The organism is Flavobacterium algoritolerans, assembly GCF_030010385.1.
Lineage (GTDB): Bacteria > Bacteroidota > Bacteroidia > Flavobacteriales > Flavobacteriaceae > Flavobacterium > Flavobacterium algoritolerans.
Map to the genome: position 1 here is coordinate 57,508 of NZ_JASCRZ010000004.1, position 14,705 is coordinate 72,212.

Here is a 14,705-nt window from a genome sequence, read left to right on the forward strand (position 1 = left end):
CTTTACTTAGTAAAAAATAACTTACCAAAATAATGGCTAAATTCCCTTCTTTCCAAAGCGTATTGCAAGCTTCACAAAAAACCATTTTCAGGTTCCCGCTAGAAACCACACTAACGGTTTTAGGGACAGTATTCGCAATTTTACTCTCAGAAGAAAGAAATGCTACAATGGAGAATTTTTATACTAAAAGCATCATGTGTTGCTCACTGTGTTTGGTTTTATTTCTTTCCGTTAGTTTATATTTCTCAGCGACTCAGAAAAACAGTTGGATTCGATTTTTAACAAGTTTACTACTTGGCGGATTAGTAACTGCTTTTATATTTAGCTTTTCGAAAAAAATTACAGATGTAGAAGCATTGCAATTTTTAGTACTCAATATTGCTTTGCATCTATTGGTCTCATTTTCCGGTTTTATATCAAAAATCTACAACCAAGAAGAGTTTTGGGAGTTCAACAAACGGGTTTTTCTTCGTATTCTAACGGCTGGCTTGTATAGCGTTGTATTGTATTCCGGATTATCCTTGGCTATTTTAGCGGTACACCATTTATTCAATGTAGATTTTTATGGCAGAATATATCTTCACTTATTTTTCATCATCGCAGGGATATTTAATACGGTTTTCTTTTTATCTGGCGTTCCTGAAACCAACAACGAATCCTCTCCACTTATTTTAAAATATCCAAAAGGTCTTAAAAATTTTACTCAATATGTTTTACTTCCATTAATCAGCATTTACTTAGTGATTTTGATTTGTTATGAAACTAAAATCTTAGTCACACTTTCTTTACCTGTGGGCTGGGTTTCTAATCTCGTTTTGGTTTTTGCCATCTTTGGAATACTTTCTTTTTTACTCGTACATCCTATTGCCGAAGAAACTGGAAATCTTTGGATGCGAACCTTTAACCGTTGGTTTTATTATTTATTAGTTCCGTTATTGGGATTATTATTTTGGGCTATTTTATATAGAGTCCACTTATACGGATTCACACATGAGCGCTATTATGTATTGGCATTGTCAATCTGGTTAACCATTGTAGTAGCTTATTTTATAATCAAAAAAGAACCTAAAATAAAGTTCATCCCTATTACAATGTGCATAACGGCTTTGCTTACCATTCTTGGACCGCAAAGTGCAGATTCAATATCCAAAAACAGTCAGCTTTCCAGATTTGAATCCTATTTGCAAAAAATAGAAAAGGAAAAACTTACTTTCGAACAAGAGCAAGATTTAAGCAGTATTGTAGATTTTTTAGAAGAAAACTATGGCTCTGAAGTACTTCTTCCATTTACAAAAGACAAACTAACTGCTCTGATTAAAAAAGACAAAAATCCAAATTCTTCCCAAATCATGGAAGCGCTGGGGCTCGATTATCGCTCTACATACGACCAAAAAGAAAAAAACAACAAAGAATATTTTTATAATTTTTACGAAAATAACAATCAAAATATTGAAAACATTCAAGGGTATGATGTGTCTTTCTCCATCTTGAATAATGAAGATCTGGAATGTAACGAATGTGTAAAAATCGACAATAAGTCTTACTCCATTATTTCTACTAAAAAAGAATACGGAGTAGACTTACAAATTAATCAGGACATTGTTCCGTTGAAGATTGTGGATTTTGTAAACGAAACTCCTGCTTTCGACAAAAATGAAAATTGGAACCAAAAGATTACACAAAAAATTGAAACTCCTAAATACACGATTTTAATATACTATATAAACGTAAGTGGAGATAGAAAAGGGAATAAAAAAACGGTAAATCAGTTCCAAATCAAAGTGTTATTGGGAATTAAAAACTAAAAAAAGCCTTTGAAGAATGAACTTCAAAGGTCTTTTATCTTCAGATAAATCTACTACAAATTATACTTTAAAGAGAAAATTACATATCGTGGTTGAACAGTATATTGCGAAGTTCTGGTGGCAAACTGGCTGAAATTATCGTCATTTAATGAGGTTGTATTCAACAAATTAGTTCCACTTACTTTATATTCTAACTTGCTGCCTTTCTTTTGATAAATCAAACTGGCGCTCAAGAAATCATATTCATTATTGACCGTTTTCGTGTTGTTATAATAATGATAAAACTCATATTCAGCAACGAAAGAGAAACTCTTTAAAAAGAAATAATCCAGTCTCGAAAATGGCTTTTCGGTGTAAAAAGTAGTATTATTATAATCGTTGGTTACAATATTATATCCCAACTCTAAATTAGGCATATTCTTGTAATTTGTTGACGCTTTCAAAGTATAGCTTTGGGTAAAACTCTCGTTTGTTGATAACACATTATTCTGAATGTTATTGAATTTTGACCAATTCAAATTAGCTCCTAAAGATGCTTTGTAATTCTTTAAAAAAGAACGACCGTACGAACCATTTCCGGATAAAGTTTCATCGGCAAAATCAGAATTAAAAGGAGATGACGTCTGATTAACTCCGTTGAATATAGCACGGGTTTTTATAGCATCCACTCTTTTCGAATACGTGGCAAAAGCAGTAATATTTTCAAAATTAAACATGTTGTATTTAAAGTAGCGCAAGGAATGCACTTGTGCGGTAGCGTTTTCCAAAAGTCGGTTTCCTTTAGTCAAACTGTTGTAATTAGAGAAAACAAATCCTTCAGCAAGTTGATTGACATCAGTAAAATTATTGGTATACGAAAAATTATACGTTAGTGTTTCCGCTTTCTTGATTTGGTAAATCGCCAAGAAATCAGGTAATGCTCTGAAGAAATTTTGACTGTTACTAGTTCCTAATTGCTCATTTGTCATGTTGTAACTGTGTAAACTCACTCCCGGTGTAAAAGTAAATTTGCCACTCAAAATCTTATAATGCAATCCTAAAAATGTGTCATTGAAATTGTAATTTACATCATTTGTATTGGCAATATCATCTAAATTATTGACTGTTTCGTTATCCAAAATCTGAAAAATACTGGAGTTGAAATTTTGATGGGAATACGTATTTCCTAACGTAACATTGATGTTGCTTTTTGGGGTAACCATGTAATAATAATCCAATTTAGCGTCAATCTTACTGGTTTTAACAAAACGACTTTGGTTGATGTTATTTCTGTTTTGCCCAGCAATATAATCGGCTAAATTAAACGGTTGTGATTGTAAATTAGCATTATAAAAAGGATCTTCCTCTTGGTACAAATGTTGCATTTCGAAAGCAAAAATATTCTTGTCACTTTGTGTATAATACAAACTCAGGTTTTGATTTACCGAAATCGGGTCTTGTTTTTTTAATGTATTGATGTTTTCTGTATTCGAATTATTGTTGACAACAGATTCTCTTAACAGTGAATTATTCTCGTCTTGCTTTGATAATTTGGTTAAAACATCGTAATCAAATTGAAACCTCGCACTGGGTTTATAACTGGAACTCAATTTAAATAATCCCAAATTACTTTTTTGATTTGCAGTTTCCTGACGATTCTCTGTAGAAAGAATTTCAGAAGAATTAGGCTGTAAAATATTCGTTTGTGACTTTGTTTCTAAATCTGTTTCAGAAGAAGAAAGAATCCCAAAACCGCTTAAAGTCCACGCTTTGTTTACATTGTATGAAAAGTTTGTAGCTCCAAATTTAGTCTCAATTTCCTTGGCGCGATTATTCCTTAAAAGTGAAATCCCTAGATCATTCGAGGACACATTAAAACTGGAACCACCTTTTTGCATCATACCTCTAAAACCGCCCGTGAATTTAAAATAATCCTGAACTGTCAACGGCAATTCCCCGATATTATTGAAATTCGTAATTAAATTGATGCTGTATTTCGGACTGTAATAAAACAATTTTGGGTTGATCAAATAGCGACTTTCCTCGTGTGCAACTCCTATTCCTGCGGTCATATCTCCAAACCAGAAATTTTTCTTTCCTGATTTAAGTTTGATATTCATCGCAACATTATCCTGATTGTTCTCCACACCTTTTAGTGCGCCAATTTCGCTGTAGTTGCGCAACACTTGGATTTTATCAATGGCATCAGCTGGAATATTTTTGACGCCCAACTTGGTATCGCCATCAAAAAAATCTTTTCCTTCCACCATTAATTTGGACACTTTTTTTCCTTCAACTTCAATTTCGCCATCAGCATTGACCTCAACTCCGGGTAATTTTTTGAGAATATCTTCCAGTTTCCTTTCTGTTCCGGATTTAAAAGAATCCGCATTATAAACAATGGTATCTCCTTTTATCGAAACCGGCATTTCACGGACAATTTCAACTCCATCCAATTCGATTCCACCTTCTTCAAGGGCAATATTTTTAATGCTGTTTTCTGAAGTAGTAGTTATCTCTAGCTCTTTATTTTGCATTCCCAAATAACTGATTTTTAAGCTATACGTTGTATTTGGTTTTAGATTAAGAAGAAATTTCCCTTTATCATTTGTTATGGCGTAAGAATCCATCGCTTTTGTGGCTTTATTTACTGCCATTACATTGGCCATTTCAAGTCCAACTGTTTTTGAATCGGTTATGAGGCCTTCTAATTTAACGGATTGTGCAAAGGAAAATGAGGTAATAAAAAAGAGGGCAATTAGTATTGTATTTTTCATTTAGAAATTATGGATGAAATCTATAGTATTGATTTTAAACTCTGATTTGGCTTATTTTTATCCTCCAATTCTCATTCGCATTCCACCATTACCGCCACGTCCTTGATTCATCTCTCTGAACTCTTCCATTTTTTTTAAAACGGTTTCGTCAAATTCTTTCTGAGTAGTAACTTTTCCTTTCGTTGACGCTTTTATTTCGGTTTTAACTTTAGGATTCAGAACTACTTTCGAACATAAAATAACCGTTTTACCGTCATTTACTTCCAATATCAAACCTGGTAATCCCCAATAGTTCTCCGGCCCTTGATTCACTGGAATTTCCGGCGTATACCAAGCTGTAATTATAGTTTCTTTCGGCATATCCAATTCATCCATAAGATTAGTTTTCTTAGTACCATCTGCTGGTTTTGTTGTTGCGGCATCTTCTTTTTTGGGTCTGAAATTTCTAAAATCGGTTTTACTTGCAGGACGCACAGCAGTTGCCTTGAAGCAATTGTAACCACCAATAACACGGGTTTCACCTTCCATTTTCCATTTTAAATTAGGCAACGAATCTTTTACAAGAAACTCTTTTCCCATGAACTCTTTATCAACGGTATACGATTTCTCTTTTACGTTTTTATAATACGTTCCGCCACCGCCAGTCATAGACATCATCATTCTCATTCCGCCGCCACCTTGACCGGGAGTATCTAATTTTTCTTCTTCTTTGTATATCGATGCCGATTTATCAAAATTAAGAATAAACGTCTTTTCGAACATTTTCTTCATTCTTTCCTCTATCATTTTTTGCATATCCAGAGTCATCTCCTTATTGCCTTCCATTCGCGTTTTAAAATCGGAAGTACTTGTTTTCGATTCGTAAACTGCCATTCCTTGAAATTCCTGAGCGTGAAGTCCCATAAATGATGCGACTGCTAATACTAATGAGAAAATTACTTTATACATACTTTTGGATTTTAATAAATAAGACTGAAAAACACTATTTTTGTTACAAGTATTCTGTTAAAATAATAATAAGACAATCATAATTGTATATGGTTTAATCGTAATTTCGCTTTCATGAAGAAATTAGTATTTTTACTCTTTATCGCCTCTTTTTCAGTAGTATCGAGTCAGAACCAAAAATTGACTCCAACTAAAATTGACTTCATTCGTTTTGATGGAGATGCGTTTTTAGGATACGATTCGTTTGGTTTTTATTACACCATTAAAAACAATGTTTTTTCTAAAATTAGCAAAAGAGATACTTTAGAATATAAAAATATTTCTTTGGGTAAAATCACTACAGTTGACTTGCAAAATCCGCTTAAAATCGTATTATTTTACGAAAATTTCAACAGTGTTATTGTCGTGGACAATCAATTGAATGAAACTCAAAAAATCAATTTTTCAGACCATACGATTCCTATTGTAGCTTCAGCAATTGGAATAGCTTCTCAAAATCAATTGTGGGTTTACAATACTATGAATCAGCAACTGGGACTTTATGATTATTTAGGTAACAACTACAAAACCATTTCGGTTCCTTTTACAGAAAACATTAAAAATTATTCTTCGGATTTCAATGTCTTTCATTGGATTGACAATAAAAACAGCTGGTACGTATGTGATATTTTTGGAAAAATAATAAGTAAGGGAATAATTCCTGATTATGATTCTGTTACAATTATTAATGAAAACCAGTTTATCTATTCCAAGAACTCCATTTTGATTTTAGAAGATGTAGAAAAAGGCAAAAAAACTGAAATTGAAATTTCAGAAAAAACGTTTAAAAAATTCTGTTACAAGGACCAAATTTTATCTATTTTTACATCAGCAGGAATTACAAATTATAAAATCACAATACCGTAATGCACATAGCAATAGCAGGAAATATAGGTTCCGGAAAAACAACTTTAACTCGATTATTAGCGAAACATTTTAAGTGGGAACCGCATTTTGAAGATGTAGTTGACAATCCATACTTGGATGATTTTTACCATCAAATGGAACGTTGGTCATTTAATTTACAAATTTATTTCTTGAATAGCCGTTTCCGTCAGGTGATGCAAATTCGCGAAAGCGGTAAAAAAATCATTCAGGACCGAACTATTTATGAAGATGCGCATATTTTTGCTCCTAACCTTTATGCAATGGGCTTGATGACCAATCGTGATTTCCAGAATTATTCTTCTCTCTTTGAATTAATGGAATCTACGGTTAAAGCACCTGATTTATTGATCTATTTAAGAAGTTCTATCCCTAATTTAGTGGGACAAATACACAAACGTGGTCGTGAATACGAAAACTCAATTTCTATTGATTATTTGAGTCGCTTGAACGAACGATATGAAGGTTGGATTCAAACCTACGACAAAGGAAAATTATTAATTATTGATGTTGACAACATAAATTTTGTTGACAATCCTGAAGATTTAGGAAATATTTTTAACCGTATCGATGCTGAATTGAACGGGTTGTTTTAAAACCATTCCATCTTATAAACAAAAATGCCTCACAATTGCGAGGCATTTATTATTTACATGTGTTTTATTTATTTCAAAGAATCAATCTTAGCCTGTACTTCTTCATCAGTTCCTTCAAATTTTTGAATAGTAACTTTCCCGTTGATACTTGTTTTAATAGTAGCTTTTACTTTTCCATCAACATTTGTTTTTTCGATAGAAACTTCTTTAGAAACCATTTCGGTAGCTACTCCGGAAGCATTCATAAATTTACATGTTTTGCTGTCACATCCTTTTGCGAGACATTCTTCTTTAGACATTGAAGCACACATTTCAGTCGAAGCGCAACACGCTGCTTTATCAGAAATTGTATGACTTCCATTTCCTAAAATTGGGGCAATCACCAAACCTATCAAACACGTCAATTTAATCAAAATATTCATTGATGGTCCAGATGTATCTTTGAACGGATCACCAACAGTATCTCCGGTAACGGCCGCTTTGTGCGCATCAGAACCTTTATACGTCATTTCACCATTAATCATAACTCCTGCTTCAAAAGATTTTTTGGCATTGTCCCAAGCACCACCGGCATTGTTTTGAAAAACAGCCCAAAGTACACCAGAAACGGTAACTCCAGCCATATAACCTCCAAGCATTTCTGCAATTAATTGGTTGTTATCCGCATAAACTAATTTCCCTAGTAAAACAATCGCAATTGGGAAACCAATAGTCAAAATTCCCGGCAACATCATTTCGCGCAAAGCGGCTTTGGTAGAAATATCAACACATTTAGCATATTCCGGTTTTCCAGTTCCTTCCATAATTCCTGGAATTTCCCTGAACTGACGACGCACTTCATACACCATATCCATAGCAGCTTTTCCAACAGAATTCATTGCCAAAGCAGAGAAAACTACTGGTATCATTCCGCCCACAAATAACATGGCTAAAACAGGCGCTTTGAAAATATTGATTCCGTCAATTCCCGTAAACGTTACATACGCCGCGAATAAAGCCAGTGACGTTAATGCCGCCGAAGCAATTGCAAATCCTTTCCCGGTTGCTGCAGTTGTATTTCCTACTGAATCCAAAATATCGGTTCTGGTACGTACTTCTTTTGGCAATTCGCTCATTTCAGCAATTCCACCAGCGTTATCCGATATTGGTCCGAAAGCATCGATTGCCAGTTGCATTGCCGTTGTTGCCATCATAGCCGAAGCCGCCAAAGCCACGCCATAGAATCCTGCAAAAGCGTACGATGTCCAAATCGCAGCTGCAAATAATAAAACGGTTGGAAATGTAGAAATCATTCCTGTAGCCAAACCTGCAATTACGTTTGTTCCTGCTCCAGTACTTGATTTTTGTACAATTGCCATAACTGGTTTTGTCCCCAATCCTGTGTAATATTCCGTAACAGATGAGATAACGGCTCCAACCACTAATCCGACGATTGTAGCATAGAAAACGCGCATTGACGAAATTTCTTTAGTCCCTTCACCAAAGAAATCCATTTTCATGGTTTCCGGCAACATATATTGTACTAAAAAGAAACAAGCGATAGCTGTTAAAATAATTGAAACCCAGTTTCCTATATTCAATGCTTTTTGAACTTGTGCTTCCTTTGCATTATCATCTGTAATTTTCACTAACATCGTTCCGATGATAGAAAATAAAATTCCAAAACCAGCGATTGCCATTGGTAATAAAATAGGTCCTATTCCGCCAAAAGCATCTTGAATATTTCCGCCCATATCTTTGATTACATAATTCCCCAGAACCATAGCCGCTAAAACTGTCGCAACATAAGAACCAAATAAATCGGCACCCATTCCGGCAACATCACCCACATTATCTCCTACGTTATCTGCAATTGTAGCCGGATTACGAGGATCATCTTCGGGGATTCCAGCTTCTACTTTACCTACTAAATCAGCACCAACATCAGCAGCTTTGGTATAAATTCCACCACCAACTCTAGCAAACAAAGCGATAGATTCTGCTCCAAGAGAAAACCCAGCTAATGTTTCCAAAACAATAGTCATGTCTTCCGTTGAAGTCCAAACTCCATTCATAAAAAAGTGAAAGAAGAAAATAAAGAAAGTGGTCAACCCTAAAACGGCTAAACCTGCAACTCCTAATCCCATTACGGTTCCACCGCCAAAAGAAACTTTTAATGCTTGTGGCAAACTTGTACGGGCAGCCTGCGTGGTTCTAACATTTGTTTTTGTTGCTATTTTCATCCCCATATTCCCCGCTAAAGCAGAGAAAAAAGCTCCAAAAATAAAAGCAACTACTATTAATATATGTGTAGTAGGGACGATAAATGAAATTCCGGCTAAAACAACGCTTGCTCCAATTACAAAGAAACTCAATAACCTATATTCTGCTTTCAAGAAAGCCAAAGCTCCTTCGTATATGTAATCTGAAATCTCTTTCATCTTACCGTCACCCGGATCTTGTTTTAAAACCCATGCACGTTTTGTAAACATAAATGCCAGTCCAATAAATGCCATGGCTATTGGCAAATAAATCATTATTGTATTCATAATTTTGGTTTGGTTTTTGGTTAATATTAATAGTGTAACAAAACGAATTTAAACAAAAAAGCAATACTCTTAACAGAATATTGCTTTTTTTGTAAAAATGTATGATGTAAAATTACTTAATACTAAATAATCCCTCTGGTTTATTTTCAATTTGATTAAAACGCTCGGTACATTCTTTAATAATTGCGTACGCTTCATTTACATCTCCCCAACCTTCAACATCTACTTTTTTATTTTCAAGATCTTTGTACACTTGAAAGAAATGTTCAATCTCTTTTAATAAGTGTGGATTAATATCTGAAAGGTTTTCCAATGAGTTCCAGATTGGATCTGAAACTGGCACACAGATTACTTTTTCATCTGGTCCTTTATCATCTGCCATGTGGAAAACACCGATTGGTTTTACTTCCATTACACATCCAGGAAAAGTTGGTTCGTTTACTAAAACCAAAACATCTAATGGATCTCCGTCCAATGCTAATGTCTCAGGGATAAATCCGTAATCAGCCGGGTACATCATCGAAGAGAATAACATTCTGTCAAAACGCATTCTTTTTATTTCGAAATCATATTCGTATTTATTTCTACTTCCTCTTGGTATTTCGATTAAGACATCGAAAGTTGTTAATTTGTCTGCAGTCATTTTAGTTTTTCTTTTCTATATTTATGGGTGCAAAAGTAAGGAAAGTATCCCTTTTTACAATAAAAAATTCATGTTATCTCTTGATTAAATTTTAACAGTGAGTACTTTAGTAAACCACTGTCCTATTTCGTTTCTTTAAATAATGATGCCACAAAAGATAGGTTGCATAAGAACGATACGGACTCCATTGTATTGCATGAATTTCCATGGCGTCTTTGTCGTGAATATCCAGCAATTCCTTTATGGTATTTACGACCGCAATATCTCCTAAAGGCAATAAATCCGGAGATTGCAGACAAAACATTAAATAAATATCGATGGTCCAGTTTCCTATCCCTTTGATTTTGATAAGTTCTTCGCGCACTTGCTGAGCAGTTTTGGCTGGCAAACTTTCTAAATCTAGCTCTTTATTTAATATAGCTGTAGCCAAAGCTTTTATATACGATGTTTTTTGTCGGCTTACGCCAAGACTCCTAAATTCCTCGTCTGATATGTGAAGAAGAATTTCCGGTGCTATGGCTTTTTGACTGGCTTTTATTTTTAAAAAAGTAGCTTTAGCAGAATCTATAGATACTTGTTGTTCCAAAATTAACAATACCAAAGTCTCAAAACCTTGCGGTCTTTTGGGAATAGTTGGCATTCCGTATTCTTCAATGATTGACTTGAAAATGGTATCTTTTTCTAAAAGGTAGTCGATAGCTTCTTGCATAATCTGATGTTTTTTAGCCCAGATGGAAACGACATCCTTTTTATAAGGCGATTTTTCTTCGCCTTATAAAAAGATATAGTGTACAGCTGGAATAGCTCCTAAAAATTAAACCCGAACGATCCTTTTACAGTAAAACGATTCGTGTCAGGCGTATTGAGATAATTGCCTCGCCAAGCGAAATCGATGCGGAATACTTTGAAGATATTCCCAATTCCGGCGCTGTATTCCCAATACACTTTTTCTGGTGCATTGTATATTAAACCCGAAGCATTAATCGCTCTATTTTCATCAGAAATGGTTCCATAAACCCCTTTTACGGATACAATTTCTCTCCAATTGAGTTTACGCATAAACGGAATTCTGGAAAAAATTCGACCATTGAAATTGTGATTCCACTGCAAAGTAGCATACTGGTCTGACACAAATTCATAGAAATTTAGGTTGCTGAATGTGTTTTCTATGGTGAAATAAGTTTGATTCCCGGGAATAACACTCAGTAATCCTAACGGCACTTTCCCGAAGGTTTTCCCCACTTCCATAATAATATTGGTTCTTCCTAAAGGTCCTATAATTATGGGTTGTTTGTAATACAATTGTAATTTATCATATTTGAAATCACTGTTTAAAAGCCCTTTGAATCCATGACTGTAATTGACAAAAAAGCGACTGAACGGACTGTCAACATTGCTTCTTTCAACTCCAAAACCTATGGTTTTTCTCTTTGGCGAATATTCAACTTGGAAATTAACTTCAGATTGTTTTACTTCACTTTCTGTAATCGAATTTGCTATATCCGTATAATAATCTAAGCTAAACGTAGTAGAAGCGGACTCTAGTGTACGATACGAAAATCCCGTTTGAAACGTTAAATTTTTAATGGGCTCTATTTCTATCGCAACGTTAGTCAAATTGATGTTAGTCAATTTCCCGTTGCTACCAGACGAAAATACGGAGGACGAAGCAAAACTTCTGCCCAAAACATCGTTTGTGGTGGTTAAACTGGCGCCTATTTGTTCAATATCACGCCTATTTCCTCCGGACAAAATGATTCGGTTTTTCTTGTCAACCATCCATTTCCCCGAAAGTCCATATTTGAATTTATCATCATCAAATCCATACGCTGTATAGGCTTGAATACGCCAAGGATCGTTAGGTCCAAAATAAGTTCTTCCTCCTACTCGCAATCGCACTCCTTCAACTTCATTATATCCAAATGTGGAAAAAACAGGTCCGTAATCGAAGTTTTTAAATTCTACATAACCGCTTCCAAGTATCGAAACCAAACTATACAATCGCTTAAACTTATCTACGGTTTGCAATGTGTCGAGCATTTTATAAACGCCCAATTCATCCTTGCTTAGGTTTTCAAAACGGTTTTCATTCCAGTATTCATCGGATTTATTATAGACTTCGTCATCCATATAATTGACCTCATCTTTATAAAAAGCGACTGGTTGCTCCTTATTAAATTGATGATTTCTATAAAAACTGGTTCGTTTCCCGTAAACTCCTTTAGAATTTTCTTTTTTGTTTAAAGCAAAGTCGGACATTAGATAATCCTTGGTCAATAAGAAAACAGAATCACTGACCACTTCAAATTCTTGCTCTAAGTAAATATCTTTTACCCAGTTAATATTGGCGCTTTTGGTAACTGCCATATTGATTTTCTTGATGGCATATGTAGAATCATTCACCCAAAAATCTCCTTTGAAAGTCAATTCGTTTTTTCGCCTTGGATAAAAAACAATATTATAACACCATTTATTGTCAATATATGCACTGTCTTTCAATACATAATTATAGACATCAATTCCTGTTTTAGACAACGGACTGGTAAAGCTTTTGTCAAAAAAAGTCAAGTAATTGTTGTAGATATTATAATCTGAATACAAGTCTTTCACAAAGGATAAAATCTGTTGGTTTCCATTAAACCCAGACGTTTTATTGGCCTTTATTTTCTCTTTTACTTTCTTTAATTTATTATCTCCATAAACATCATTGAGCGATTCATTTATAAAAATAGGCAAATAGGTTTTCCCAGTTACTCTGGAAGTATCCATTTGATTAAAAATAAACTCCATCCCTTTGAAAAGCTTGCTTTTCATGAAAGTGCTGTCAATAGAATTCATGTCAAATTCTATTTTTTCATACTTTTCCATCTGGTATTGGTCAAACAAATAGAGTCCGTTTTTGCGTTTTCTTTCCCAAATTTTTTTAAGAATATCTAGCGCAGGATTATTTTTTTTAGACGTTTTTCCGGCAAAAACAACTACTTCGCTTAGGCTTTCGGCTTCACTCAGCTGAATTTTGAAATTGTAATTTACAAGTTTGTCCAAAATAATTTCTTTCTCAGAAAAACCTACTGAAGATATCAGCAAAATGGAGTATGATTTTTGGGATTCAAGATAAAACTTACCGTCTTCATTAGTCACAATCCCTTCACTGGAGCCTTTAAAAACTACATTCGCAAAAGGAATAGGCTGATTTGATTTGTCTACCACAATACCGCTCACTTTAGTTTGTGCAAAAACTGCGCTTGCAGAAACCAACAGAAAAAACAAGAGAAATAAGAGATTCTTTTTCATAATCATTCAAAAAAAAAACTTCATCAAATAAATAATTGATGAAGTTTCAAATATAGGTATTTAGACATCTAGATTATTTGAAATTTAGACCATCGACTGTTAAAGTTTATCTAAAAATCAAATTCTAAAAAAATCTATTTTTTATACATTACTTTTTTAACCGCTTTTACCACATCACCTGCATTTGGCAACCATTCTTTCAGTAATACTGGAGAGTAAGGCGCTGGAGTATCTGCAGTTGTGATACGTTGAATAGGAGCATCCAAGAAATCAAAAGCGCGTTCTTGAACAATATAGGTAATTTCAGAAGCAACACTTGCAAAAGGCCAAGCTTCTTCAAGAACCACTAATCTGTTTGTTTTTTTAACAGATGTTAAAATCGTCTCATAATCCATAGGACGTACTGTTCTCAAATCGATAATTTCACAAGAAATTCCTTCTTTGGCTAATTCGTCAGCAGCAATATGCGCTTCTTTGATAATTTTTCCAAAAGAAACGATAGTTACATCAGTACCTTCACGTTTGATATCAGCAACTCCAAGTGGAATAGTATATTCACCATCTGGCACTTCTCCTTTATCACCATACATTTGTTCTGATTCCATGAAAATCACAGGATCATTATCACGAATAGCTGCTTTCAACAATCCTTTTGCATCATAAACCGTAGATGGAACTACCACTTTAAGACCCGGAGTATTCGCAAACCAGTTTTCTAATGCTTGTGAGTGAGTCGCTCCTAATTGTCCTGCCGAAGCTGTTGGACCGCGAAAAACGATAGGTACATTAAATTGTCCACCAGTCATCTGACGCATTTTGGCCGCATTGTTTATAATCTGGTCAATCCCTACTAAACAGAAATTGAAAGTCATGTATTCTACAATAGGTCTACATCCGTTCATTGCTGATCCTACTGCAATACCAGTAAAACCAAGCTCAGCAATAGGAGTATCAATTACTCTTTTCTCACCAAATTCAGCAAGCATTCCTTTAGATGCTTTGTACGCACCATTGTATTCTGCAACTTCTTCACCCATTAAGTATATGGACTCATCGTGACGCATTTCTTCACTCATCGCTTCGCAAATGGCCTCTCTAAATTGTATCGTTCTCATATTATATGTTGTATGTGTCTAATTTTTGAAAAGCAAAAATAAATATTTTATATCACTTAAAAGCATAAATTACTTTAAATTAATCATGATTTATAG

Annotated in this window: 10 protein-coding genes; 3 read left to right on the forward strand and 7 right to left on the reverse strand. The window is 34.4% G+C overall.

The features are described 5' to 3' along the window. Positions 1-32 precede the first annotated feature (32 nt). A complete protein-coding gene (locus QLS65_RS10040; protein WP_282717259.1) occupies positions 33-1,805 on the forward strand; it encodes a DUF4153 domain-containing protein in 1,773 nt (590 codons plus the stop codon). 53 nt (positions 1,806-1,858) lie between these two features. Here QLS65_RS10040 and QLS65_RS10045 read toward each other — a convergent pair whose 3' ends face one another. Further along, complete coding sequence (locus QLS65_RS10045) at positions 1,859-4,561, reverse strand: carboxypeptidase-like regulatory domain-containing protein (protein ID WP_282717261.1); 2,703 nt, start codon at positions 4,559-4,561, stop codon at positions 1,859-1,861. Positions 4,562-4,618: 57 nt separating this feature from the next. Further along, positions 4,619-5,509: a GLPGLI family protein gene (locus QLS65_RS10050; RefSeq protein ID WP_282717263.1), complete on the reverse strand. Its 891-nt coding sequence runs from the start codon at positions 5,507-5,509 to the stop codon at positions 4,619-4,621. Between the two features lie 114 nt (positions 5,510-5,623). Here QLS65_RS10050 and QLS65_RS10055 point away from each other — a divergent pair, with 114 nt between their 5' ends. Next, the gene (locus QLS65_RS10055; protein WP_282717265.1) at positions 5,624-6,415 is read left to right on the forward strand and encodes a hypothetical protein; all 792 of its coding nucleotides are present in this window, start codon (positions 5,624-5,626) and stop codon (positions 6,413-6,415) included. Then, on the forward strand, positions 6,415-7,029 hold the full coding sequence (locus QLS65_RS10060; RefSeq protein ID WP_099713600.1) for a deoxynucleoside kinase: 615 nt from the start codon (positions 6,415-6,417) through the stop codon (positions 7,027-7,029). Before QLS65_RS10055 ends, QLS65_RS10060 begins: the two co-directional genes overlap by 1 nt. A 68-nt stretch (positions 7,030-7,097) precedes the next feature. Here the strand turns inward: QLS65_RS10060 and QLS65_RS10065 are convergent, their stop codons facing one another. From QLS65_RS10065 to QLS65_RS10085, 5 genes are all read right to left on the reverse strand, one after another. Continuing rightward, positions 7,098-9,557: a sodium-translocating pyrophosphatase gene (locus QLS65_RS10065; protein ID WP_282717271.1), complete on the reverse strand. Its 2,460-nt coding sequence runs from the start codon at positions 9,555-9,557 to the stop codon at positions 7,098-7,100. A 112-nt stretch (positions 9,558-9,669) separates the two neighbouring features. Further along, positions 9,670-10,200 (reverse strand): inorganic diphosphatase, encoded by a 531-nt coding sequence (locus tag QLS65_RS10070; RefSeq protein WP_282713125.1) that lies wholly within the window; start codon positions 10,198-10,200, stop codon positions 9,670-9,672. A gap of 106 nt (positions 10,201-10,306) precedes the next feature. Next, positions 10,307-10,909, reverse strand: a complete 603-nt coding sequence (locus QLS65_RS10075) for a DNA-3-methyladenine glycosylase family protein (protein ID WP_282713126.1) — start codon at positions 10,907-10,909, stop codon at positions 10,307-10,309. Between the two features lie 98 nt (positions 10,910-11,007). Next, positions 11,008-13,494, reverse strand: coding sequence for a DUF5686 and carboxypeptidase-like regulatory domain-containing protein (locus QLS65_RS10080; RefSeq protein ID WP_282717277.1), 2,487 nt, complete (start codon positions 13,492-13,494; stop codon positions 11,008-11,010). A gap of 134 nt (positions 13,495-13,628) precedes the next feature. After that, entirely contained in the window at positions 13,629-14,609 is a 981-nt protein-coding gene (locus tag QLS65_RS10085) for a pyruvate dehydrogenase complex E1 component subunit beta (RefSeq protein WP_091204253.1), read from the reverse strand. Positions 14,610-14,705 lie beyond the last annotated feature (96 nt).